General features: G+C 64.0%; 23 protein-coding genes. 13 read left to right on the top strand and 10 right to left on the bottom strand.

What is annotated here, in order from left to right; all coding sequences use genetic code 11:
- Positions 1-247 precede the first annotated feature (247 nt).
- The 3 genes from AC3RCJ_RS11660 to AC3RCJ_RS11670 all read right to left on the bottom strand — a co-directional run bounded on the left by AC3RCJ_RS11660 (position 248) and on the right by AC3RCJ_RS11670 (position 4,600).
- A complete protein-coding gene (locus AC3RCJ_RS11660) occupies positions 248-1,261 on the bottom strand; it encodes a substrate-binding domain-containing protein (RefSeq protein ID WP_492960105.1) in 1,014 nt (337 codons plus the stop codon).
- A 346-nt stretch (positions 1,262-1,607) separates the two neighbouring features.
- Positions 1,608-2,828, bottom strand: coding sequence for a maltoporin (locus AC3RCJ_RS11665; protein WP_492960107.1), 1,221 nt, complete (start codon positions 2,826-2,828; stop codon positions 1,608-1,610).
- A 224-nt stretch (positions 2,829-3,052) separates the two neighbouring features.
- Entirely contained in the window at positions 3,053-4,600 is a 1,548-nt protein-coding gene (locus AC3RCJ_RS11670; protein ID WP_492960109.1) for an MFS transporter, read from the bottom strand.
- A gap of 108 nt (positions 4,601-4,708) precedes the next feature.
- Between AC3RCJ_RS11670 and AC3RCJ_RS11675 the strand changes: the two genes are divergently transcribed.
- From AC3RCJ_RS11675 to AC3RCJ_RS11685, 3 genes are all read left to right on the top strand, one after another.
- Positions 4,709-5,623, top strand: coding sequence for a LysR family transcriptional regulator (locus tag AC3RCJ_RS11675; protein WP_492960111.1), 915 nt, complete (start codon positions 4,709-4,711; stop codon positions 5,621-5,623).
- Positions 5,624-5,933: 310 nt separating this feature from the next.
- Complete coding sequence (locus AC3RCJ_RS11680) at positions 5,934-7,049, top strand: patatin-like phospholipase family protein (protein ID WP_492960113.1); 1,116 nt, start codon at positions 5,934-5,936, stop codon at positions 7,047-7,049.
- Positions 7,050-7,142: 93 nt separating this feature from the next.
- Entirely contained in the window at positions 7,143-8,789 is a 1,647-nt protein-coding gene (locus AC3RCJ_RS11685; protein WP_492960115.1) for a methyl-accepting chemotaxis protein, read from the top strand.
- A gap of 219 nt (positions 8,790-9,008) precedes the next feature.
- Here AC3RCJ_RS11685 and AC3RCJ_RS11690 read toward each other — a convergent pair whose 3' ends face one another.
- The 3 genes from AC3RCJ_RS11690 to AC3RCJ_RS11700 form a co-directional block, all read right to left on the bottom strand.
- Positions 9,009-9,362, bottom strand: coding sequence for a hypothetical protein (locus AC3RCJ_RS11690; RefSeq protein WP_492960117.1), 354 nt, complete (start codon positions 9,360-9,362; stop codon positions 9,009-9,011).
- Between the two features lie 105 nt (positions 9,363-9,467).
- Positions 9,468-9,608 (bottom strand): lysozyme inhibitor LprI family protein, encoded by a 141-nt coding sequence (locus tag AC3RCJ_RS11695; protein ID WP_492960249.1) that lies wholly within the window; start codon positions 9,606-9,608, stop codon positions 9,468-9,470.
- 271 nt (positions 9,609-9,879) lie between these two features.
- Positions 9,880-10,836 carry a diguanylate cyclase gene (locus AC3RCJ_RS11700; RefSeq protein WP_492960251.1) on the bottom strand — a complete coding sequence of 319 codons (957 nt, stop codon included), beginning with the start codon at positions 10,834-10,836 and terminating at the stop codon, positions 9,880-9,882.
- A 556-nt stretch (positions 10,837-11,392) separates the two neighbouring features.
- On the opposite strand from AC3RCJ_RS11700, the gene AC3RCJ_RS11705 reads away from it, so the two are divergent.
- From AC3RCJ_RS11705 to AC3RCJ_RS11730, 6 genes are all read left to right on the top strand, one after another.
- Complete coding sequence (locus tag AC3RCJ_RS11705; RefSeq protein WP_492960253.1) at positions 11,393-12,286, top strand: creatininase family protein; 894 nt, start codon at positions 11,393-11,395, stop codon at positions 12,284-12,286.
- Positions 12,287-12,342: 56 nt separating this feature from the next.
- Entirely contained in the window at positions 12,343-13,614 is a 1,272-nt protein-coding gene (locus AC3RCJ_RS11710) for a YncE family protein (RefSeq protein ID WP_492960119.1), read from the top strand.
- A gap of 13 nt (positions 13,615-13,627) precedes the next feature.
- Positions 13,628-14,233, top strand: a complete 606-nt coding sequence (locus AC3RCJ_RS11715) for a pyridoxamine 5'-phosphate oxidase family protein (protein ID WP_492960121.1) — start codon at positions 13,628-13,630, stop codon at positions 14,231-14,233.
- 71 nt (positions 14,234-14,304) lie between these two features.
- On the top strand, positions 14,305-14,676 hold the full coding sequence (locus tag AC3RCJ_RS11720) for a VOC family protein (RefSeq protein WP_492960123.1): 372 nt from the start codon (positions 14,305-14,307) through the stop codon (positions 14,674-14,676).
- Positions 14,677-14,703: 27 nt separating this feature from the next.
- The gene (locus AC3RCJ_RS11725) at positions 14,704-15,039 is read left to right on the top strand and encodes a DUF2628 domain-containing protein (RefSeq protein WP_492960125.1); all 336 of its coding nucleotides are present in this window, start codon (positions 14,704-14,706) and stop codon (positions 15,037-15,039) included.
- A 290-nt stretch (positions 15,040-15,329) separates the two neighbouring features.
- The gene (locus tag AC3RCJ_RS11730; protein WP_492960127.1) at positions 15,330-15,950 is read left to right on the top strand and encodes a phasin family protein; all 621 of its coding nucleotides are present in this window, start codon (positions 15,330-15,332) and stop codon (positions 15,948-15,950) included.
- A gap of 160 nt (positions 15,951-16,110) precedes the next feature.
- Here the strand turns inward: AC3RCJ_RS11730 and AC3RCJ_RS11735 are convergent, their stop codons facing one another.
- Positions 16,111-17,043 (bottom strand): alpha/beta hydrolase, encoded by a 933-nt coding sequence (locus AC3RCJ_RS11735; RefSeq protein WP_492960129.1) that lies wholly within the window; start codon positions 17,041-17,043, stop codon positions 16,111-16,113.
- Positions 17,044-17,146: 103 nt separating this feature from the next.
- On the bottom strand, positions 17,147-18,037 hold the full coding sequence (locus AC3RCJ_RS11740) for a LysR family transcriptional regulator ArgP (protein WP_492960131.1): 891 nt from the start codon (positions 18,035-18,037) through the stop codon (positions 17,147-17,149).
- A gap of 204 nt (positions 18,038-18,241) precedes the next feature.
- Here AC3RCJ_RS11740 and AC3RCJ_RS11745 point away from each other — a divergent pair, with 204 nt between their 5' ends.
- The 4 genes from AC3RCJ_RS11745 (at position 18,242) to AC3RCJ_RS11760 (ending at position 20,716) form a co-directional block, all read left to right on the top strand.
- Positions 18,242-18,847, top strand: coding sequence for a LysE/ArgO family amino acid transporter (locus AC3RCJ_RS11745; RefSeq protein WP_492960133.1), 606 nt, complete (start codon positions 18,242-18,244; stop codon positions 18,845-18,847).
- A gap of 64 nt (positions 18,848-18,911) precedes the next feature.
- Positions 18,912-19,370, top strand: a complete 459-nt coding sequence (trxC, locus tag AC3RCJ_RS11750) for a thioredoxin TrxC (protein ID WP_492960135.1) — start codon at positions 18,912-18,914, stop codon at positions 19,368-19,370.
- Positions 19,371-19,401: 31 nt separating this feature from the next.
- Positions 19,402-20,133 (top strand): CPBP family glutamic-type intramembrane protease, encoded by a 732-nt coding sequence (locus tag AC3RCJ_RS11755; RefSeq protein ID WP_492960137.1) that lies wholly within the window; start codon positions 19,402-19,404, stop codon positions 20,131-20,133.
- Positions 20,134-20,173: 40 nt separating this feature from the next.
- Entirely contained in the window at positions 20,174-20,716 is a 543-nt protein-coding gene (locus AC3RCJ_RS11760; protein WP_492960139.1) for a gamma carbonic anhydrase family protein, read from the top strand.
- On the opposite strand, the gene AC3RCJ_RS11765 is transcribed toward AC3RCJ_RS11760, so the two are convergent.
- Both AC3RCJ_RS11765 and AC3RCJ_RS11770 read right to left on the bottom strand, forming a co-directional pair.
- A complete protein-coding gene (locus AC3RCJ_RS11765; protein WP_492960141.1) occupies positions 20,689-21,633 on the bottom strand; it encodes an acyl-CoA desaturase in 945 nt (314 codons plus the stop codon). The two genes, AC3RCJ_RS11760 and AC3RCJ_RS11765, sit on opposite strands and share 28 nt — an antisense overlap.
- Positions 21,630-21,956, bottom strand: coding sequence for an ArsR/SmtB family transcription factor (locus AC3RCJ_RS11770; protein ID WP_492960143.1), 327 nt, complete (start codon positions 21,954-21,956; stop codon positions 21,630-21,632). The genes AC3RCJ_RS11765 and AC3RCJ_RS11770 overlap by 4 nt, the downstream gene beginning before the upstream one ends.
- Between the last annotated feature and the right edge of the window lie 117 nt (positions 21,957-22,073).

Genomic DNA, 22,073 nt, shown 5'->3' on the forward strand with positions numbered 1-22,073 from the left:
GGCGGCGCTGCTGGTTGGTAGGCGAACGTCTTATTTTAAAATTCAAAGCGCTTTGGGTATGAAATGAGTATAGTTCAAAGCGCTTTGAAAAGTAAAGCGATACACGCGCCAGACATACGATTTTTTTATGAGGGTGATTCAGGACAACAAGGTGGGAGAGCCGGGGTCAGACCCGCCGGGGGAATGCGTCCCGGTGGGATGCATTCCAATGCAGTGACCGACCCCTGTAGTTTGCTCCAGGGGGAAATCAGGCGTGGATTACTGGCCCGGCCGACTCGCCCGGCAGCAGTTCGCACGGCCACAGTTCCTGCAGCTCGGTGGCGGGCGTGCCGTCCATCAGGGCCAGCAGCATCTGGATCATCTTCGCGCCGGCGCCGCGCGGGTCGGGCTGGACGACGGTGGTGACGTTGTGGCCGGCCAGGGAATCTTCCATCACGCCCCAGACGATCAGCGACATCTCGCGCCCGATGGCGATGCCCGCGTCGAGCAGGGCGCGTACGGCGCCCACGCCCGACATGTGGTTGTCGACGATGACGGCCGTGGGGCGGGGCGAGCGGGCCAGCAGGCGCTGCATGGCCTGGTAGCCGGCGCGGCGGTCGTGCGCGTTGTCGACCAGGTTGTCCGGATCGACGGCCAGGCCGCCCGCCTGCATGGCGTGCTGGAAACTGTCGACGCGCTGGCGCACGAAGTTCAGGTCGGGCGTGGCGCTGATCAGGCCGATGCGCTGGTGGCCCAGCTGCGCCAGGCGCTCGACGGCCAGGCGCATGCCCGCCTCGTTGTCGTAGTCGAACCAGGCGTGCGGCTGGTTCAGCTGGGTGCGGCCATGGGCGACAAAGGGCATGCCCTGCTGCGCCAGGTAGGCGATGCGCTCGTCGAACGGTTTTGTCCGTCCGACGACCAGCCCGTCGATACGGCGGCCCTTGACCATGCGTTCATAGGTGGAAAACTCCTTGCTGGCCGAGGCGGGCGCGATGATCATGTCCATCTGCTGCGCTTCCAGCGCTTCCGACATGCCGCCCACGATCTCGATGAACATGGGGTCGGCCAGGTCGTTCGGCATCAGCGGGTAGATGATGCCGACGATGTTGGTGCGCCCCACGGCGAGGCTGCGCGCCATGGGATTGGGCCGGTAGCCGGCCGCCTGCGCGGCGGCCAGCACCCGTTCGCGCGTGCGTTCGCTCACTTCCGGATAGCCATTCAAGGCGCGGCTGACGGTGGTTTCGGATATTCCTAGCGTTTTGGCGAGATTTTTGAGGTTCATGGATGCTGCAGTCGGGGTCTATCCTGGGTGGGTCTTGCCGCTGCCTGCGTCCTGCCGGTGGGCGGGAGCGCTGCAGTGCAATGCGATTGGGGGTAGTTTATCTGATAAATGCCGGAATGATCAGGGGTATGCGCAGCGGCGGCGGCACCCAAAAAAATACGCGGGCAAACCCAGGGGCGCCCGCGCTAAAAGAGGATACTGCTGAATCACTACATTGAAGCTGCCGGCCATCGCGTGCAGCGGCGAAATGGTGGGTCCGGATATTACTTGCCCCTGAATAAGCGGGCGGTGTTGCTGCCACCGGCAAGCGTCCGGGGACGCTTGCCAAAGTCCTAGAGTCCCGCGCTTACCACCAGGATTCGACCTGGAAACCCATGGAGCTGCCGTTGGTCTTGCCACCGAACACGCCCGTCGACGACAGTGCCGATTCCGCCGCGGCGGCCGACTGGGCTGCCTTGTTCCATTTGGCGTAGGTGTAGAAGGCGCGCAGCACGGGACGCGACCAGAAGCTGTTGCCGGCCGACAATTGCGGCGCAAACGTCAGCTTGGTCAGGTTGCGGCTCTCGCCGCCTTCCGGCTTGACGATGTCGTGACCGAGTTCCACGGCCAGGCTGTAGTTGTCCGTGAAGTGGTAGACGGGACGCGCGCCGATCGACGTCCACTTGCTGCTCACGCCGGCCGTTTGCTTGTCTTCGTAGACGAAGGTGCCCATGCCCGACCAGGAACCCTTGGGCTGGATCATGATCTGTTCCGTCAGGCGCGTGACCTTGTCATCCTTGTCGGCGCCCAGGCTGAAGCCGCCCGTATTGGCGGCGCTACCCTTGCCGAACTGCAATGCCACCTTGTTGAAGCCGCCCAGCAGATTGCCTTGCGTATGCATGATGGTCAGCAAGTGGCCGCTGGCGATGGGGGCCGCGCCTTGCGCATTGCGTTTCTGGTTGAATTGCAGGCCCAGGGTCAGTTCGCCGTCCGGGTTGACCTTGATGCCGGAAAAGCGCAGGTCGTGGGACAAGCCCATGCGCTTGCTGTCGCCGTCGTCGGCCGTGCGCACGATGGCGTAGGCCAGCTTGGCCGCACCCAGGTCGATGTTTTCCAGGCCGGCGCCGGGGCCGCTATTATTCCAGAAGTAGTAATCGGTGATGTGCACGTCCTGGCGGTCGTAATAGCGTTTGCCGACCCAGGCGCGCGCTTCGGCGAAGGCGCCCGTGCCGATCTTGTCGGCCACGACGTTCATTTCGCGCCACGACGGGTCCGACTGCTCCCAATCCTGGTTCTGGTTGACGGAAAATGCCACCAGGGTATTGATGCGGAAAGTGGTGCCGTTGGCGGCCTTGAACGCTTCGCCGCCGAATTTCAGCTCGCCGTAGGTTTCGCACTCATTGCCCAGACGATACTTGGACGAGGCGCCGGCCAGGCCGAAACAGGCTTCCTTGCCACCTTCGCTGCTGGTGCCGAAGCCCGAGCGGATGTAGCCGCCGAAATCGATAGGCAGGGCGGCCTGGGCGGCCGAAGCGCTCAAGGCCATGACGACTGCCGCTGGCAACGCCTTCAGGAAAAATGTGTTCATTGTGTCTCCAGTGTTTTTATAGGTGTGGGATGGCCGCGTCTGACTTCGCGTAGCCAAAGCGCTTTAATTCCGTTTCAAAGCGCTTTGAGTATAGTTCAAAGCGCTTTGATCAGTAAACTGGTTTTATTCCTGAAAACTTTTGAGGTGTTGCGGAGAAACATCAGGGAGGAGGGCGGCGCGTGGGCGCCGCCGGGTACGGCAGGAGGGACTGCGATGGTCGTGAATTATTGCGGTGCCTTGCAGGCGGGCAGGGTGGCCGAGTCCGCTGCAACTGGGGCCGGATGCCGCAAAAAGGCCAGAATCAGCAGGGCCGAGGCCGTCGTGATGCTCGCCAGCACATACAGCAAGTGGCGGAAGGCCGTGCCATACGTCTGCGCCAGTTCGGCGGCACCCGCCTGCGGCAGCAGGGCGGCTGCATGGCGCAGTTCGCCCAGCGCCAGGAAGGGGCCCGCGTGCGCCGCCTGTTGCGCGCCGACGCCGGCAAGGCCGGCGCCGCCCAGCGCCGCCACGGTGAGCGTGCCCAGCAGCGCGCTGACGATGGCCAGCGCCAGGCCTTCGCCCGCCACCCTCGTCGTGTTGAAGATGCCGGCCGCCATGCCGGCCCGCTCGACGGGCACGACACTGACGGCCAGGCCATCCATCAAGCCCCAGGGCAGGCTGATGCCGCAGCCGATCAGCAGCAGCGGCCCGATCAGGGTTGCGGGCGACTGGCCCGGCGCGCACGTCGACAGCCACAGCAAGCCACCCGCCGCCAGCAGCAGGCCGCTGGCGCACAGGTGCGCGGCAGCGATGCGCTGCGCCGCCAGGCCGGCCAGGATGGGCAGCACCAGCATGGGCGCCGACAGGGCGATCATCATGCGCCCCGCCTCCAGCGCGCTGTAGCCTTCGATGCCGATGAAGCGGGCCGGCAGCAGCACCAGCAGCACGACGAAGGAAAACGCGGGCGCGGCCGCCAGCAATTGCACGCCGGCAAAGGCGGGCAGGCGGAACAGGGTCAAGTCCAGCATGGGCCGCGCGGCGCGCCGCTCCACGCCGATGAACGCGGCCAGCAGCAAGGCCGCGCCACCGAACAGCCCCAGGCTGGCGGCGCTGCCCCAGCCTTTGTGCGGCGCCTGCAGCAAGCCATACGTAAACACAGAGAGTGCGCCGGTAAACGTCAGGGCGCCGGGCCAATCGACGCCCTGTGCCTGCGGGTCGCGCGTTTCGCGCATGGCGTGCGCGGCGCCCAGCAGGGCGGCCAGGCCGGCGGCGGCCGTGGCGATGAAGATGGCGCGCCAGCCCGTGTGGGCAATCAGCAGTCCTGCGAGGAAGGGGCCGAAGGCCAGGCCCACGCCGAAGGCCGTGCCGATCAGGCTGAAGGCGCGCGCGCGGGCCGGGCCGTCGAATTCCTGCGCCAGGGCCGCCAGTCCGCTCGACAGGGCCATGGCGCAGCCCAGGCCCTGGACGGCGCGCAGCACGGCGAGCAGGGCGATATCGGGCACGGCCGCCAGCGCCAGCGCGGCGGCGGCAAACACGGCCATGCCCAGCAAGAACACGCGCTTGCGGCCATAGCGGTCGGCCAGCGCGCCGGCCACCATCAGGCAGCCGCCAAAGCTGAGCATGAAGGCATTCGTGATCCAGGCCAAGGCCAGCGGGCTGCCGTGCAGTTCGGCGGCGATGGCGGGAATGGCGATGGCCGGTCCTGTAAAGCTGAGCGGCATGCATAGCGCGCCGAGGCAGACCGCGGCCAGCACCAGGATGCGGCGTGCCTTGTCGGAATAAAATGGTTGCATAGAGGTCGATTCCAGAGGGAGGGAATTTGATGATAATATGGACGTAATCTATGAAAAAGTGGCTGAAAATCCAGTCATAGCGGACAAAATATCCTTAATGGCTTAGATATGGATAATCTGAACGGCATTGCCGCCTTCGTGCGCGCGGCCGAAACGCGCAGCTACGTGGCGGCCGGGCGGCTGCTCGGCGTGTCGGCCTCGGCCGTGGGCAAGAGCGTGGCGCGGCTGGAAGAAAAGCTGGGCGTGCGCCTGCTCAACCGCAGTACGCGGCGCATCAGCCTGAGCAACGAGGGCGCGCTGTTCTACGAGCGCTGCCAGCGCATCCTGGCCGACCTGGGTGATGCCGAGGCGGAATTGTCGCACCTGGCCGAGGCGCCGCGCGGCAAGCTGCGCGTCAGCCTGCCCGTGATCGGCTACCGCATCATCCTGCCCCTGCTGGCGGACTTTACGCGCAAGTACCCGGAAATCGAGCTCGACCTCGATTTCAACGACCGCCTGGTCGACGTCGTGGCCGAAGGCATCGACGTGGCCGTGCGCAGCGGCACGCTCACCGATTCGCGGCTGATGGCGCGCGAACTGGGGCCGTTCGCGTTTGCCATCGTCGGTTCCCCCGCGTACTTCGCCCGCGACGGCGTGCCGGCCACGCCGCGCGCGCTGGAAGGGCACGCCTGCGTGCGCTATAAATTTCCCACCACGGGCAAGCTGCAGGAATGGGCCTTGCGGCGGGCAGAGGGCGACAGTGGCGGCGACTTGCGCCTGCCGACAGCCTTGACCTGCAACAATATCGAAGCGCTGATCGGCGCCGCCGCGCAGGGCGTGGGCCTGGCCTATTTACCCGACTTTATCGTGCGCGACGCGATCGCGCGTGGTGAACTGCAAGCCGCGCTGGGCGAGTATCTGGCGTACTCGAGCAAGTTCTGGGTGCTGTGGCCGTCGAGCCGCCATCTGTCACCGAAAATCCGCGTGTTTGTCGACCATCTGTGTACCCACCTGCATTTTTCAACCCCACCTCGCGCCACCTGAGCGGCCTGGCAGCCGCCATGGCGGCTGGTTGAGGAATATTCCTACCCCAAAGAGATTTTTCCTAACGACGCAACATATTTATTTGCTGCGATGCGTCACGCCACGCCGCGCGCCGTCAACTTATACCCTTTCTGAATACCTATCATGCGTTAATTAAATTGCCATAAGGAATTTATTTATGTTAATTTAATATCTGTTTCCGCAACATTGCATCAACTTCATGGTTATGGAGATAAGTGCAAGATGAGGCGCAGTAAGCGTGTAGTAACCAACAATTGGGGCGTGAGCCCGTTCCGTTCAGGGAGTGTGCATGAAGACAGTAAGCACGATGGCGCCACAGCCGGCGCCAGCCGCGACACCGGCCCGCAAGACGGGCCTGCTGCTTGGTGGCGGTGCACCAAATTCGACCCTGATCGCAGGCGCGCTGGCGGCGTTTCTCGATGAAGGCATCGAATTCGACGTCATCTCGGCCTCCGGCGCCGGGGTGCTGATGGGTTTGCTTTACACGACGCCGCACGAGGCCACGCCGCGCCAGGCGCTGCAAAGCTGGGCCGACACGGGCGTGGCCGACAGCATCTACAAGATGATTCCGATCAACTACAAGGTGTTCCAGAAGCCGGGCATGCACGCGAGCACCTTCCGCGACGCCTTCCAGCCGCCGGCCAACAATCCTTTTTTTCAGGCCTTCCAGCAAACGTTTGCGGACGTGCCCGCGGCCTGGTCGGACTGGGGGAAATTGATGCTGTCGTCGCTGTCGCCATCGGACCTGTCGGCGAAAAGCCTGGGCCTGTGCGCGCACTTGCCCTTCCTGGAAAAAGCCGTGGATTTCTCGGGCGTGGCGCGCATGCGTCCCGATTTCTACATCAATGCCTACAACCTCAGCGAGCACCGCATGCACATCTGGGGCAAGCACGAGATTGCACCGATCCACGTGCGCGCGGCGCTGTCGTTTCCCTTCCTGTATGCGCCCACCACCATCGATGGCGACGACTACATCGAAGGCGCGGCGCTCGATACGCTCAATTTCGAGCCATTCATCGAAGGCAAGGGCGAGCACCATGACGCCGATACCCTGGTCATCCTCGACATCCTCGGTGACGAGCGCTTGCTGCGCAAGCCGCGCAACCTGTACGACGCCTGGGTGCGCTCCATCATCACGCCGCTGGTGAAGATTTCCAAGAGCGAGCTGCGCCTGTTCGAGCTCGAGCACAACACGGACAGAAGCACGGGCCAGCCCAAGCGGCGCCTGCTGAAACTCGACTTGATGGGCGGCATCCCGGAGCAGCACTGGCCCGACACCCTGGACTGGTCCAGCTCGAACATGCAGCTGCTGTTCGACGTGGGCCACAAGGCGGGCCTGGCGTTTTGCCGCGAACATGGCGACTTGCTGCGCCGCGCGCCTGGCGCCGCCGCACTGGCGGCCTGAAGAGCGCCGCCCATCCTCCGCATTCCGGCCACCCGTCGGCAGCTTTTCGTTGTACCTGGCCTCGCCAGGCCACCTTTTTTACTGTGAAACACCATGAATATCACCAAGCAATTAATCCTTACCCTCACCATTGCCTTGCTGGCCCTGCTATTGCTGGGTGCCGGCGGCGCCATCCAGCTGCAGCGTGCCCAGGAGCGCTTTGACACCGTGCAAAACCGCATCATCCCCAGCATCCAGGGCTTGAATGCGGCCAAGGGTTTCCTGGCCGATTCGCGCCTGGCCGGCTACCGCCTGTCCGTGTTCTCCAACCTGGCCGACAAGACGGCGCTGGACAAGGCCGTGGCCGACGCCAACACGAATTTCGACAAGGTCATCGCCACCTACCGCGCCGAGCGCCTGTACGACGCGACGGACAGCAAGATGCTTGACGCCGACCAGGCCGCCATGGAAGCGTACCGCCGCGCGCTCGTACCGTTCTTTGCCGCCGCCTACGCGGGCGACATGGAAGGCGTGCGCGCCACCTTGCTGGCCGGCACGCCGCTGGCCATCACGGCCGCCGCCGCGAAAAAGAGCATGGATGACCATATCGCCTACAACAACAAGCTGGTCGACGATGTGAAGGCCGAGAGCCTGGCCGCCTACGACACGGCCTTCAACACCATGCTGGCCGTGCTGGGCGTGGCCGTGCTGCTGACGGGCGCGCTGGCATGGCATATCTACCGCACCATCAGCGGCGGCCTGGGCAATATCGAGCACACCTTGGAGAGGGTCAGCGCCTCGCTGGACCTGTCCGCCGCCATGCCCGTCGAGCGCATGGATGAAGTGGGCCGCACGGCCACCGCCTTCAATAAATTCCTCGAGCGCATCGTCGGCGTGATCGCCACCGTGCGCGCCTCGGCCGATACGGTCAGCGTGGCGGCCGCGCAGATTTCCGCCGGTAACGCGGACCTGTCCGTGCGCACGGAGCAGCAGGCGTCTTCCCTGGAAGAAACTGCCTCCAGCCTGGAAGAACTGACTTCGGCCGTGCGCCAGAACACGGACAATGCGCGCCAGGCGAATGCGCTGGCCGTGTCCGCCTCGGACGTGGCGCGCAAGGGCGGCGCCGTGGTGGCGCAAGTGGTGGGCACGATGGGTTCCATCAATGAATCGGCGAAGAAGATCGCCGACATTATCGGCGTGATCGACGGCATTGCCTTCCAAACCAACATTTTGGCGCTGAATGCGGCCGTCGAGGCGGCGCGCGCGGGCGAGCAGGGCCGTGGCTTCGCCGTGGTGGCCACCGAGGTGCGCAACCTGGCGCAGCGCTCGGCGGCTGCCGCCAAGGAAATCAAGGGCTTGATCGAGGATTCCGTGGATAAAGTCAACACGGGCAGCGTGCTGGTCGACCAGGCGGGCGCGACGATGGAAGAAATCGTCGCCAGCATCTTGCGCGTGACGGACATCATGGGCGACATCGCCAACGCCAGCCACGAGCAAAGCGCCGGCATCGAGCAGGTGAACCAGGCCATTTCGCAAATGGACCAGGTCACCCAGCAAAACGCGGCCCTGGTGGAAGAGGCGGCGGCTGCCGCATCCTCGCTGCAGGACCGCGCCGTGGAACTGGTCGACGTGGTGGCCGTGTTCCGCCTGCGCGGCGATGTCCAGGCAAAACCGTTGACAGCGGCGGGCGGCTTGCCGGCCCCGGTTTCAAGCGCCGCCAGCCGGCGCCTGGCGCTGCCGGACCGCAGCGCGCGCGCTTGATCGTTATGACTGCCCCGGTACGCCGGGGTTTTTCTTGGGTGATGGTGCCGTTCCATGGGGGGCGTTGAGTTCTGCGCTGGTGGCAAGTGTCGGTAAGGTTGGTCGGGCTGGCAGCAGGCATGCAGGAAGGGCCGTCCGGTTCCGCTGCAGTCCAGTGTCAGCCTGACTTTCGGGCACGCGATTCCGCTCTCGCCCCGTGGCAGGCAGTGAGCCCTATCGTCAAAAGTCGGCAAATTTTGCCCACATCATGCCCAAATACCCAAGCACAGCGCCAATAAGGCTTGCGAGCGCAACGGCTTCAAGCGGCCAGCGCCACAAAGCGGACAATATTAACGAGGCTATGACCCCGAATGACATCCGACCGATTGCACTGGACTTGATCTTCAAGTCGGAATCCGGATCGAAGGCATATATTCCCCCGAGTAAGAATCCGAGACAGCAGAAGGAAGCTGCCCAAAGCTGCGCTTGCCGCCACGATATGTCCGTCCACGGTGCCGCATAGGACAGCGCTGCGCCAGCGCTTGTCACCGCAAAAAAGACTGCCAGGATAATTGCTTTACGCAATGTTGTCATGATCGGACTGTGCGAAAAACTGGTTTGAGGGGCTGGTCAACATATAGCGTTGAAGAGTTGACCGCCAACTGCCGATGAGCATAAGGAATGACCAAGCGAGAAAAGTCACGTCTGGAACTTGCACTCCTCGTCACGGAAAACCATCCATGCGCGTTGCAGTCCTCGTGGCTTGCTAAGCGCGTACATCAATGCCTTGTAGACGACATTTAGCGCGTGTCGGATTCTTTTAGCTCTCGACTCATGCAGAAGGTATTTTCAAGATTATTACTTTCTTCGCAATGCTCCTGCTTGATCGATGTCATATCGCTTTGTTGTTCGGATGCATTGGTCAAGGACGACAGCGAAAGGCACAAGAAAACAACGCCCAACATGGACAAGCGGCTTGAAACGGCATTTCCCACGAGCACTCGCTCCTTCTCATAATTGGTCGTATTGAGGTCCGATTCCGGCCGGTTGCCGTCATCGGCAGCTTCCGCCCCAAAGTGGAAGTTCGGCTTGTGAGCACTGGCGCGGAGGCTTATGACTCGACATCGCATATACGGTCGCGCCCCCCGGACTTGGCCTGATAAAGACGGCGGTCTATTCTATCGAGAAAAACATGGGGGTCAAGCAGGGCGCCGGGCAAGATAGTGCCGACGCCCATGCTGACAGTGACTAAGCGACCAACGCCGGAGCGTGCATGCTCGATTTCCTTGCGCGCCAGCAGCTTGCGACAGCGCTCGGCCACGTTGCGGGCTGCTCCCTCGTCCGTGGCTGGCAGCAGCAGCACAAACTCCTCGCCGCCCAGGCGGGCGCATAGGTCGCGCGAACGTGAAGCGCCCTCATCCATTGCCTGGGCTACACGACGCAAACAGTCATCACCTTGCATGTGGCCATAATGATCGTTGTACTGTTTGAAATAATCTATGTCGATCACGATCAGCGACAGCGGTTCGCCAGTGGCGCGCGCCTTGGCCCATTCGACCGCGTACAAAGTGTCGAACATGCGGCGGTTTGCAACGCCGGTCAGGCTGTCGCGGTAAGTGAGCACTTCCAGCTCGCGCTGCAACTGGAGGATTTTGTCCTCGGCCTGCTTACGCTCGGTAATGTCGAACATGAAGCCTACCAGCGATTCGACGCTGCCGTCCGGGCGACGCACCACGTGCACGACGTCTCGGATCCAAAGCTGTTCTCCGTCGGCCGTTAGCGCCCGATAGTCGGCTTCGTGATCGAGGCCCATCTGCGACTGTGCAACACAAAAATCGACCGTCTTCTTGCGATCCTCTTCATGGATGCGTGCGGCCCAGTCGTTTACGGACAGCCAACTTGACTGTTTCCAACCGAGCAACTCCTCAATTTGAGGGCCAATGTAAGTGAAGCACATGGTGGCCCAGTCGATTCGCCATGGAATTGCGCGGGTCGACTCCAGCAATGTTCGATAGACACCTGAATCGTCGCAGGCGGCGATGGAAGAATCGAGAGTAGGGGTAGTCATCATGAATGAATGTGAGAAGGAAGGTATTGTGTACTGCATGTCCTGTATGGCCGGTTGCCGTCGTTGGCAGGCCCGCGCCATGACAGGCTTTACTGACTGTTTGCAACAGTCATCCAGCCACAGCTTATGAGCAGCTCAACAGTGTCTAGTGAATTCGTGGTCATTTACACACCCAGCAGCATCGTCACTGTCGACAATACCAGCAACTGAAGCAAAGCGGGAAACAAAGCTCGTGGTATCGGCTGCATGAACTTCCATTGCAAGCTCTTCGTCGCGGAGGCCAACGCAGATTTATTGCTCCCTACGCAAGAAAACGATGCGCTCGCTCAAGGCCTATGCCGAGCAGCGCCACGCGCCTTGCCAGAATGGCAAGGCGGGCGGGGCCAGGATGGCCGCCGTCTGACAGATAGTTTCCCCTAGTCAATTCCTTGCAAGGCACCGCGTCAAATTAACGTGCCCTTCCTGTCATGATGGAATACAATTCTTGCGTGGCAGCCAGCTTGCCTGGCAAGGCCGGGCACGGCGTCACGTTTTGACCTCGGAAAGATGTTTGCTTATGACGCTGCAGTTCCCCCTGCCGAATGTATCCCCTGCGCCGCGCGCGTCCTTCATTCTGTCCAAGCCATTCGGCTCCGTGTTTGCCCTGCCCCTGTTCTGCCTGATACCTGCGGCGTCCGCCCTGGCGGCCGCGCCTGCCAGCAGCAGCGTCATGCTGGAAGAGCTGACCAGCACCGAATTGCGCAGCCGTATCGAGCACGGCGCCACCACCGTGCTGGTGCCCATCGGCGGCGTCGAGCAGAGCGGGCCGTTTATCGCGCTGGGCAAGCACAATGTGCGTGCCGGGCTGCTGGCGCGCCAGATTGCGCAAAAGCTGGGCAATACCATCGTTGCGCCCGTTGTGTCCTACGTGCCGGAAGGCGCGATTTCGCCGCCGGCCGGCCACATGCGCTTCGCCGGCACGATTTCGATACCGCCGGCCGCCTTCGAAGCCGTGCTGGAAGGGGCGGCCGCCAGCCTGCGCCAGCATGGTTTCCGTGACATCATCTTCCTCGGCGATCACGGCGGCTACCAGAAGAACGAGCAGAATGTGGCGAACAAGCTCAATCGGGCCTGGGGCAAAGCTTCCACCGCCAAAGATGCGCGTGCGTATGCCTTGCTCGATTACTATGACATCACACAATCGCAATTTATTGCCGAGCTGCAGAAACGTGGCTACGGCAGCGCCGAGATCGGCCTGCATGCGGGCTTGGCGGACGCGGCGCTGATGCTGGCAGCGGACCCGTCGCTGGTGCGCAGCGAGGCCATGGCGCACGGACCCAAGCCCGGCGTGGCCGATGGCGTGCGCGGCGACGCCACGCGTGCCACGGCTGAACTGGGGCAGATCGGCATCAGGCTGCAGGTCGATACCTCGGTGGCGGCCATCAAGAGATTGCTGCAACGGAATCAATAATCTACCGCCGGGAGTGTGTAACTTCTGGCATTTGCAATGAAAAGACGCGAAAACACATGAAAACATCTCAGCGACGCACCATCGTCACCTTGTCCGCCCTGGCTGCCGCATTGGCCGGCCTGGGTGTGGCCAGCCAGGTCACCGGCGCCAGCACACCGGCTTCTGCCGCCGTAGCGCCGGCCGCCGCCTATTCGCCACTGCCCGGCATGCCGCCCCTGGTGGACCCGAAAAACGTGTACGGCAGCATCGGCAGCAGCAATATGAGTCCCGTCGTCAAGGATCACCTGCGCCGCGTCTACGTGCCCAATTTGCGCTCGAACGACGTCTACGTGATCGACCAGGACAGCCTGAAAGTGGTCGACAAGTTCAAGGTCGGCAGCGGCCCGCAGCACGTCGTGCCGTCGTGGGACTTGCGCACCCTGTGGGTGGCGAACAATGCCGAACGCACGGACAAGGGCAGCTTGACGCCGGTCGCCCCCTTGACGGGCAAGCCGGGCAAGGAAGTGCCCGTCGATGATCCCTACAATATGTATTTCACGCCGGACGGCAAGTCGGCCATCGTCGTAGCCGAAGCGCGCCACCGCCTCGATTTCCGCGATCCGAAGACCATGGCCGTGCAGTATTCGATCGACACGCCCCAGTGCGGCGGCATCAACCATGCGGATTTCTCGAATGACGGCCGCTACGCCATGTTCACCTGCGAGTTCGACGGCACCATCGCCAAGATCGACCTGGTGGGCCGCAAGGTCGACGGCTACCTGAAATTGCAGATGCCGGCCAAGCGCTTTGCCGAGTCCGGTCCCGTGGGCGGCCCGGCGAATGAAATCTGCAGCGTCAAGAAGGGCATGCCGCAAGACATACGCATCTCGCCGGACGGCAAGAAATTCTTTATCGCCGACATGGACGCCGACGGCGTGCACATCGTCGATGGCGCCACCCTGAAGGAAATCGGCTTCATCCAGACGGGCGTGGGCGCGCACGGCCTGTACCCGAGCCGCGACGGCAAGAAACTGTACGTGGCCAACCGCGGCACGCACCGCATCCACGGCAAGCGCAACGGCAAGGGCAGCGTCAGCGTGATCGATTTCGCCACGGAAAAAGTGGTGGCGAACTGGCCGATTCCCGGTGGCGGCAGCCCCGACATGGGCAATGTGAGCGCCGACGGCAAGTATCTGTGGCTGTCCGGCCGTTTCGACGACGTGGTCTACCGCATCGATACGAACAGTGGCGACGTGTCGAAGGTGAAAGTCGGCCAGGAACCGCACGGCCTGACCGTGTGGCCGCAGCCGGGCCGCTATTCGCTCGGTCACACGGGCAACCTGCGCTAGGCGGGGGAGGCGCATGGAAATCGATTCGTTGGAGCAACTGCGCGCGCATTATCCGCCCGCGCAGGGGCGCTCGCTGAGCAAGCAGCTCGACCGTCTCGACCCGCATTGCATCGCCTTCATCGGGCTGTCGCCGTTCGCCGTGCTGGCCACGGGCGGGGCTGGCGGCCAGCTCGACGCCTCGCCGCGCGGCGGCGCGCCCGGTTTCGTGCACGTGCTCGATGCCCATACCTTGCTGCTGCCCGATGCCAAGGGCAATAACCGCCTCGACAGTTTCAGCAATGTTGCCGAGACGGGCAGGGCGGGACTGCTGTTCATGATCCCCGGCGTCGATGAAACCTTGCGCGTGAATGGCGAGGCCAGTCTCAGCGACGATGCGGCGCTGCTGGCGCACTTTGCCGCCGAGCGCAACCCGCCGCGCCTGGTCCTGCGCCTGCGCGTGGCCGAGGCTTACTTGCACTGCGCCAAGGCCCTGATGCGCGCGCGCCTGTGGGACAGCACGGCCAGGGTCGAACGCTCCGTCTTGCCGAGCATGGGGCGGATGATCCAGGACCAGACGGGTAGTACTGGTCCGCTGGAAACCCAGGAGCAGATGCTCGCCCGCTACGCGCAGGATCTGTAGCCTTGCTTGCTTAAAAGGCAATGTTGGCGCATACTGCGCTTCCTGTCCCACTACCTGCATGGAGCGACCTCATGATTCTTGATCACATTGGTTTGAACGTCAGCGATGCACAGGCCAGCAAGGCCTTCTTTTCGGCCGCCCTGGCGCCCCTGGGCGTGTCGGTGGTGATGGAAGCGCAGGGCTGGGTGGGCATGGGCAAGGATGGCAAGCCCGATTTCTGGTTTGGCGTGGGCGCCGCGCCGCATGCGGGCATGCATCTCGCCTTTGCGGCAGGCAACCGTGCCCAGGTTGACGCGTTCTACCAGGCCGCGCTTGCAGCGGGCGGCAAGGACAACGGCGCCCCCGGCATCCGTGCCATCTATCATCCGAATTACTACGGCGCCTTCGTGCTGGGACCGGACGGCCATAATGTCGAAGCCGTCTGCCATGCCCCCGAGGACTGACATCGGTCCCGCTCTGAAAAATACCGCATGAAGCCCGGCGCCACCCTGTATGCCAACGCTGCCGGCCGCTACGCCTACGTGAGCGGGGGCTTTTCCTGGCCCGCGTTCTTCCTCGGCCCCTTGTGGGCCGTCGCCAAGCGTCGCTGGTGGCTGCTGCTGCCCATGCTGGCCGTGGAGCTGTGCCTGTGGTGCGGCAGCCAGTTCGCCACGGACTTGCGCACGGGGCCGCTGATGCTGCTGATGATGTGCGCCGAACTCAGCTATCTGCTGGCGCGTGGCTGGTATGGCAACCGCTGGCTGGAAGCTTCCCTGCGCAACCATGGCTATCGGCCCGTCGTGCCGGGCGCCGGCGCGCGCTTCTGACTCTTCCTGCCTGCTTTTTCTGCGCAGGATGCTGACCTTCGGCAACGATCGTGCGCCCGGCACAAACTTTCTGCGCTCCCTGTCGCACCTTTGATCCAGATCATCCCTTGAAAGCGGTGCTCACGTAGCCTTGGGACTCGCGTTGCAAAGCATCTCTCCACCAAATCGGATATGTTTTTTCGCGTAGCGCGCGGCAGGGCCTGCACGGTTGACGGCATGTGTTTTGACTGTCCAGCGCCTGTGTCGCACAGGTAGACCAATCCACCCCGAACTTTCATGAGGAATTTCACATGTATCCATACTCACGCAATGTCACACCCGCTGCCAAAAACCACCTGGAAGCGCAATTGTCGTTCTTTAACGGTATTTCGAAATCGCTGTTTCGCTCGGTTCAACAATTCAGCGACCTGAACATGCAACTGGCCCAGGGCTTGCTGGAAGAAGGTACCATCGCCAGCCAGAACCTGATCACGGTCGATCGCGTGGAAGACGTGTTCCAGGTGGCCGCCGCCTCGGGTCAGCCGGCAGCCGAACAGCTGCGCGTGTATCAGCAGCAAGTCTCGCGTCTGGCCGCCGACACGCAAGTGGAACTGGCCAATGTCGCGGAACAGCATGTGTCTGAAACGAGCCGCACGGCCAAGGCCCTGGCCGAAGAAGTGGCCCGCACGGCATCGGAAGAAACCGAGAAAAACATGCGCAAGCAGCAAGACGCGATGCAGCGCATTGCCGAGCCCTTCCAGGCCTTCCATAATGGCGCCGGCCGCGAGCAGCGCCGTGAAGGTCAAAGCATGCAAAGCGCCAGCCATCAAGGCAGCCAGCAATCGGCTGCCAGCGAAGGTTCCGCCAGCGGCAGTACGGCGCAGGCGAGCGGGACGCAAAGCAAAAGCGGCAGCGCCAGCCGCAAGGAGTAAGCGGGCCGCAGCCTGGGCGTAAGCGCCTGGGCCGGAGGCCGAGCTCCGGCCCAGGCGATTCGCCTTGCGCCTGTCGCCAGCGGCGGCCCTGTGCCGCCGCCATCGCACAAAACGCCCATTCCTTGCCGGATGGGCGTTTTGCCGTTTGATCGGAGCCGGTTTACGGCGCTGCTGGTGGGCGGCGCAGATGGGGGGCGCCGGCCGGTGCGCCTGGAGCTCCCGCTTGCGCGTCGACGAAGGTGCTTACCTCGTCCAGCGTGGGCGCCAGCATGCGCAGCGGCCCTGCCAGCGAGGCCACCAGGGTGGCATGGCTGACCTTGTCGAAATACCGTTCCGTCACGGGACGGTGCAGCGCGCGCAGGGCGCGCGCCAGGCCGCCCGTGTTGCGTTGCGGGTTGACCAGCTTGTCCTTGCCCGCTGCCGGTGCGATCAGCAGCGCGGGCGGGGCGTCGGCCGTCACGTGATGGATGGGCTGTGATGCCGTCGGCGTGTCGGGATAGTAAAAGACCGGGCGGGCCGCGGGGTTTTGGACGGGCAGGAAGTCGTACGGCCCGGCCAGGCCTATCCAGCCGCGCAAGTCTTGCGGGCGCATGCCGTGGCGCGCCAGCAGGCTGGCGTCGAGCGCCACCATGGCCGCGTTGTAGGCGCCGGCGCTATGGCCCATCACGAACAGCCGCGTCGGGTCGCCGCCATAACGGCGCGCTTCCATGGCGGCCCAGGCCACGGCACGGGCCGCATCCTGCAGGATGGCGGGATAATGCGCCTGCGGATACAGGCGGTAGTCGGCGATCACGGCCATGTAGCCGCGCGCGGCCAGCGCATGGCCGACAAACGCATAGTCGGCGCGCTCGCCCGACGTCCAGTTGCCGCCATAAAAGAACACCACCACGGGCACCGGTCCCGCAGCGTCCCTGGGCGCATACACGTCGAGCCGTTGCCGCTCCAGCGGCCCATATGCCAGGTTGGGCGTGACCCGCGAAGCGCCGCCGGAAGACAGGGCGTTGATGGCGCTCAAGGGAGAGCGTGCGATCAGGCCCGCCGCCAGGGGCAGGGCCGCCAGCAGGCCGAACACGGTGGTGCGCAGCGTCGTCATGCGTGCCCCTTGTTAGTCGCGATGTTCCCAGTGTAGGCCAGGTGCGCGGAAAGAGGCACGCAGTCGTTGCAAGCTGGCATAGAAAATTGGCTGGTACGCAACATCAGCCCTGCAGCAGCCACTTGCGTGCCGTGGCGATCACGGCGTCCGACAGGGTGCGCGTGAGGGCCGTCTGGATATCCCAGGCATGCCAGATCAGGGGCACGTCCAGGGCCTGGCCTGCCGCCACGTCCACCAGCCGGCCCGCCGCCAGCGCCGTTTCGGCCTGCAGCAGGGGCACCATGCCATACGCATAGCCGGCTTCGATGAAGCGCACGAAGTCGCGCGCCGAGCCGAGCACGTGATGCGGATAGCGGCCCGTGTAGCCGAGCCGGTGCTGCAGGTAGCGCTCGTGCAGCGCATCCTTGCTGCCAAACGTGATGGCGGGCGCCTGGCTGACGGCCTCGACCGTAAATCCGTCCGGAAACCATTGCCGCGCGAACGCGGGCGAGGCTACGCACAGGTAGCGCATGCCGCCCAGCGGCGTGGCCGTGGTGCCGGCCACCAGGTCGGTGGCGCTGGTGACGCAGGCAAACACGCGGCCTTCGCGCAGCTGGCTCAAGGTGTGGTCCTGGTCGTCGAGGCGGATGTCGAGCAGGCAGGAGGGGGGCGTGAGCAGCGGTCCCAGCGCTTCCGGTATCCAGGTGGCGGCGCTGTCGGCATTGACGGCGATGGCCAGCGCCGGCAGTTGCGTGGTCGGTCCCGGCTGGGCGTCGAGCGCCGCCTCGAGCAGCTTGACTTGCCGGTAATGGGCGATCAGCCGCTGTCCCGCTTCCGTGGGCAGGGGCGGGTGGCTGCGGACGATCAACAAGGTGCCTTCCAGGTTTTCCAGGGTGCGGATGCGCTGCGACACGGCCGGCTGGCTGATCGCCAGCGCATGGGCCGCCTTTTCAAAGCTGCCCAGGCCGATCACGGCGTCGAGGGCGGCCAGTCCACGGTAATCGACGACGCGCATAAGTTTCTCTTATATATGTTTAGAATCATTCATTATACTTATATTTACTTTTTCTTTACACTGTTGAAATAGGGTAACAACTCCACTCTCCCGCGCGGTCCTGCTGGTACCGCTACACCCTCCACCTACCTTTGATGCCTCTGCCGTTGCCGGCGGAGCGTGGGCGGCCGTGCGCGTGATGGAAAGCAATGGAAAGGAATCGATATGGACAGCGCAATTTTCTTGAAAGGCATGGGGCTCGGGGCGAGCCTGATCGTGGCCATCGGCACGCAAAACGCATTCTTGCTCAAGCAGGGCTTGAAACGCCATTACGTGCTCACCTGCATCCTCGTCTGTTTGCTGTGCGATGCCATCCTCATTTCCGCCGGCGTGGCCGGCATGGGGACGTTTATCGCCGACAATCCGAACTTCTTGCTGTGGGCCAAGGCCGGCGGCGCCACCTTCCTGATCGCGTATGGCTTGCGCGCCGCCAAATCGGCATGGCGTCCGACGGCCATGACGGTATCGGCCGCCAAGGCGCCCGAAGGCTACTGGGCCGTGATCGGCGCGGCGCTGGCGTTCAGCCTGCTGAACCCGCACGCCTTCCTCGACACGGTGATACTGCTCGGTTCCATCGGCGGCCAGCATGAAGGCAGCGGCCGCTTCTACTTCGCCGGCGGCGCCATCGTGGCCTCGGCCCTGTGGTTCTTCCTGCTGGGCTTTGGCGCCCGCTACCTGGCGCCCGTGTTTGCCAAGCCCATGGCCTGGCGCGTGCTCGACGGCATCATTGCCCTCGTGATGTGGGCGATCGCCGCCTCGCTGTTCCTGTAAGCGGGAAGCTGGCCGGGATTTCTGCTAAGGTTGCATTATTCTTAGCAAGCATCCCGGCCCTTTCATGACTACAAGCTCGACCACGCCAGACTCCGTGCACATCGTTTGCCCCCATTGCGACGCCGTCAACCGCCTGCCGCCCGCGCGCCTGCGCGAGCAGCCCACGTGTGGCAAGTGCCAGAAAGACCTGTTTACGGGCCAGCCCGTGGACCTGGCCAGCGCCCGTTTCCTCAAGCATATCGACCGCACGGACATTCCCGTCCTCGTCGATTTCTGGGCCCCGTGGTGCGGTCCGTGCCGCAGCATGGCGCCATTCTATGCACAGGCCGCCAAGACGCTGGAACCGGCCTTCCGCGTCGTGAAGGTCAATACGGAAGCGTCGCAAGACCTGGGCGCCCGCTTCAATATCCGCAGCATTCCCACCCTGGCGCTGTTCCACAAGGGCCTGGAAGTGGCGCGCCAGCCGGGCGCCATCGATGCCAACGCCATCATCGCCTGGGCCAGGGACAAGGCGCGGCCGTGAGCGCCGCCGGCGCCTCTCCCGCTTGCCTGCCATGCCGGAATTGACTTCCCTGCTGGCCTACCTGCTGGCGATCACGCCCGCCTTCCTCGTCTGCGGCGCCTTGCTGCTGGCCGTGCCGCGCGACGTGCCGCTGCTGCGCGTGCTCGTGCACATCCTGTTCTTCGTGCTGGCGCGCGACGCGATGACGGCGCACGGCTATTGGCACGTGGCGGCGGGCGGCTTGCGCTTCACGGCGCCGCCGCCGGTGCTGCTGGCGCTGGGCGCCCTGTCGCTGGCAATGGTGGCCGGCATTTGCTGGCTGGAAAAGAGTGCGCGTGCCCACCTGCGCTGGACGGGCGGGCAGCCGGCCCGGTCCGCGCTGCTGGGCGTGGCCGGCGCCGCGCTGATTGTCTTGCTGGCAAGTATGCTCAAGGGGCTGGCCGGCTTGCCGTCGCTGCCGCCCGTCGCGCCTTCGCTGTGGCCGCTGCTGCTGCTGTTTGCGCTGGCCGCCAACTGCTATGAAGAATTGCTGTTTCGCGGCTTGCTGCAGCAGCAATTGCAAGCGTGGCTGCCCGCCTGGCGCGCGGCGCTGGTGTCGGGCCTGCTGTTCGGCCTGTGCCACGCCTTCCTGGCCACCACCGTCACGCGCGTGGGCGCGCCCATCCTCGTGTTTACCGTGATCGAAGGCGTGGTGGCGGGCCTGGTATATTGCCGTGCCGGCTTGCTGGGCGCCGCGCTCGCGCATGGCCTGGCCATTTTTGCGCTGGCGGCCGGCTGGGTGTGATGCCCGTGTTCCTTTTTATTGAGTGTGAAGCGAGAAAATAATGCCTGTGAGTTCCTACCTGAATACCCGTCCCGTCGTGGGCGAGCGCGTGTACCTGCATGACACGGCGCAAGTGATTGGCGATGTGCGGATCGGCGACGACTGCTCGATCTGGTGCAACAGCGTGCTGCGGGGCGACGTCAACCGCATCGTCATCGGCGAGGGCAGCAATATCCAGGACTTTTCCATGGGCCATGTGTCGCACAAGAATGCGGCCAAGCCCGACGGCTCGCCCTTGACCATCGGCAAGTATGTGACCATCGGCCATTCCGTGATCTTGCACGGCTGCACTATCGGCGATGAATGCCTGATCGGCATGGGCAGCATCGTCATGGACGATGTCGTGGTGGAAAAGCATGTGATGCTGGGCGCGGGCAGCCTGGTGTCGCCGGGCAAGGTACTGCAAAGCGGCCACCTGTACGTGGGGCGGCCCGCCGCCAAGGTGCGCGCCTTGACGCAGGACGAGATCGCCTACCTGCGCTATTCGGCCGAGCACTATGTGCGCGTGAAGAATAACTACCTGGCGGGCCGGGACGACGCCTGAGCCGGCGCGACATCGAGGCGGCGCAGTGCCGTCCGCGGCGCCAGGTCGGCCGGCAGGCGCAATTTCGACACCAGGCCCATGCGCCGCAACAGCAGCAGCGCCCACCAGCCCGGGTCCCATTCGCCCGGCAGCAGTCCCAGCCGGGCCGAGCCCGGATAGGCATGGTGGTTGTTGTGCCAGCATTCGCCCATCGTCAAGAGCGAGGCGAGGCGGATGTTCCGGCCTTGCACGGCCGCGCCATCGACGTGGAAGCGCATCTGGCCATGGTTATGGGCGAAGTAGCCGATCAGCCAATGGCCGAGCACGCCAGCGCTGACGCGCGCGCACACGCCCCAGCATACAAAGCCCCAGCCGCCCCACGCCAGGAACAGCATGGCCCATGGCGCTTGCTGCAGCATCCACGTCGCCTGCAGGAAACGATACAGGCGGTCGCCCGCGATGCGCTGCTCGATGGCGATGTGCGGCGGATGGTCGAGCAGCAGGCGGCAATGTAATTGCCACCAGGCATCGCGCCAGAAACCGCCGCCATGCCGCAGATAGGGGTGGCAAGCGGGCATCCGCTGGGCATAGTCGCGCAATTCATGCTGGCGCAGCAGGCCCAGCGGACCGCCGAGGCCGACCAGCACGCCCAGGTAGACGAACAGGTATTCCAGCCACCGGGGGCAATCGTAGCTGTCGTGTATCAGCTTGCGGTGGCTGCCCAGCGAGTGGCCGAACAGCAGTACCGTTGCCGTGCTGACCATGAACAGCAGCAGGGCCGTCCAGCTGAAAGCGAGCGCGCCGCCGATCACGGCGCCGGCCAGCATGGCCGCCAGCCACAGCGATTGCAATGGCGCATGCCGCACCGAGCCATGGACGACGGCGTCGGCGCGCGCCGCACTGGCGCGGTGGCCGGACGGGCCGGCTGGCGCCGTCATGGCCCCGTTGTTTCCGCGTGCGCCGCCAGTTGCGCCGACTCGCGTTTCAGCGCGCGGCCCACGGGGCAGATTTCAAAGGCGAAATTATTGAGCGTATTGACCAGATTGTCCGGATGCAGGCGGTACAGCACGAACTGGCCCTTGCGCTCGCTGCTGACGAGGCCCGCGTTTTCCAGCACGGCCAGGTGGCGCGAAATGGCCGGCGCGCTCATGGAGAAGCGTGCCGCCAGCTCGGACGTCGTCAGCTGCGCCTGCGACAGGTAGGCGAGAATCTGGCGCCGCGGCGTGGAGGCGAGCGCCTCGAAGATCTTGTCTGCTTGCATGCCTGCTCCTCATAAACTATTAACTAATTCGTTAATAGTTTAAAGGATGGGCGGGACAAGTCAAGCGCGTTCGCGGGCGGGCATGGGAGGCAGATGGCCGGCGCACAGGGCCGGCCC

The organism is Janthinobacterium sp. GW822-FHT07H11, from assembly GCF_058798615.1.

Excerpts from the sequence above, each read along its gene's own strand:
- AC3RCJ_RS11755 (WP_492960137.1), top strand. The coding sequence starts at position 19,402 with ATGCCGGAATTGACTTCCCTGCTGGCCTACCTGCTGGCGATCACGCCC.
- AC3RCJ_RS11670 (WP_492960109.1), bottom strand. The coding sequence starts at position 4,600 with ATGCAACCATTTTATTCCGACAAGGCACGCCGCATCCTGGTGCTGGCC.
- AC3RCJ_RS11725 (WP_492960125.1), top strand. The coding sequence starts at position 14,704 with ATGAAGCCCGGCGCCACCCTGTATGCCAACGCTGCCGGCCGCTACGCC.
- AC3RCJ_RS11705 (WP_492960253.1), top strand. The coding sequence starts at position 11,393 with ATGACGCTGCAGTTCCCCCTGCCGAATGTATCCCCTGCGCCGCGCGCG.
- AC3RCJ_RS11745 (WP_492960133.1), top strand. The coding sequence starts at position 18,242 with ATGGACAGCGCAATTTTCTTGAAAGGCATGGGGCTCGGGGCGAGCCTG.
- AC3RCJ_RS11680 (WP_492960113.1), top strand. The coding sequence starts at position 5,934 with ATGAAGACAGTAAGCACGATGGCGCCACAGCCGGCGCCAGCCGCGACA.
- AC3RCJ_RS11740 (WP_492960131.1), bottom strand. The coding sequence starts at position 18,037 with ATGCGCGTCGTCGATTACCGTGGACTGGCCGCCCTCGACGCCGTGATC.
- AC3RCJ_RS11665 (WP_492960107.1), bottom strand. The coding sequence starts at position 2,828 with ATGAACACATTTTTCCTGAAGGCGTTGCCAGCGGCAGTCGTCATGGCC.
- AC3RCJ_RS11675 (WP_492960111.1), top strand. The coding sequence starts at position 4,709 with ATGGATAATCTGAACGGCATTGCCGCCTTCGTGCGCGCGGCCGAAACG.
- AC3RCJ_RS11690 (WP_492960117.1), bottom strand. The coding sequence starts at position 9,362 with ATGACAACATTGCGTAAAGCAATTATCCTGGCAGTCTTTTTTGCGGTG.
- AC3RCJ_RS11715 (WP_492960121.1), top strand. The coding sequence starts at position 13,628 with ATGGAAATCGATTCGTTGGAGCAACTGCGCGCGCATTATCCGCCCGCG.
- trxC (WP_492960135.1), top strand. The coding sequence starts at position 18,912 with ATGACTACAAGCTCGACCACGCCAGACTCCGTGCACATCGTTTGCCCC.
- AC3RCJ_RS11720 (WP_492960123.1), top strand. The coding sequence starts at position 14,305 with ATGATTCTTGATCACATTGGTTTGAACGTCAGCGATGCACAGGCCAGC.
- AC3RCJ_RS11760 (WP_492960139.1), top strand. The coding sequence starts at position 20,174 with ATGCCTGTGAGTTCCTACCTGAATACCCGTCCCGTCGTGGGCGAGCGC.
- AC3RCJ_RS11685 (WP_492960115.1), top strand. The coding sequence starts at position 7,143 with ATGAATATCACCAAGCAATTAATCCTTACCCTCACCATTGCCTTGCTG.
- AC3RCJ_RS11735 (WP_492960129.1), bottom strand. The coding sequence starts at position 17,043 with ATGACGACGCTGCGCACCACCGTGTTCGGCCTGCTGGCGGCCCTGCCC.
- AC3RCJ_RS11730 (WP_492960127.1), top strand. The coding sequence starts at position 15,330 with ATGTATCCATACTCACGCAATGTCACACCCGCTGCCAAAAACCACCTG.
- AC3RCJ_RS11765 (WP_492960141.1), bottom strand. The coding sequence starts at position 21,633 with ATGACGGCGCCAGCCGGCCCGTCCGGCCACCGCGCCAGTGCGGCGCGC.
- AC3RCJ_RS11700 (WP_492960251.1), bottom strand. The coding sequence starts at position 10,836 with ATGACTACCCCTACTCTCGATTCTTCCATCGCCGCCTGCGACGATTCA.
- AC3RCJ_RS11660 (WP_492960105.1), bottom strand. The coding sequence starts at position 1,261 with ATGAACCTCAAAAATCTCGCCAAAACGCTAGGAATATCCGAAACCACC.
- AC3RCJ_RS11710 (WP_492960119.1), top strand. The coding sequence starts at position 12,343 with ATGAAAACATCTCAGCGACGCACCATCGTCACCTTGTCCGCCCTGGCT.
- AC3RCJ_RS11770 (WP_492960143.1), bottom strand. The coding sequence starts at position 21,956 with ATGCAAGCAGACAAGATCTTCGAGGCGCTCGCCTCCACGCCGCGGCGC.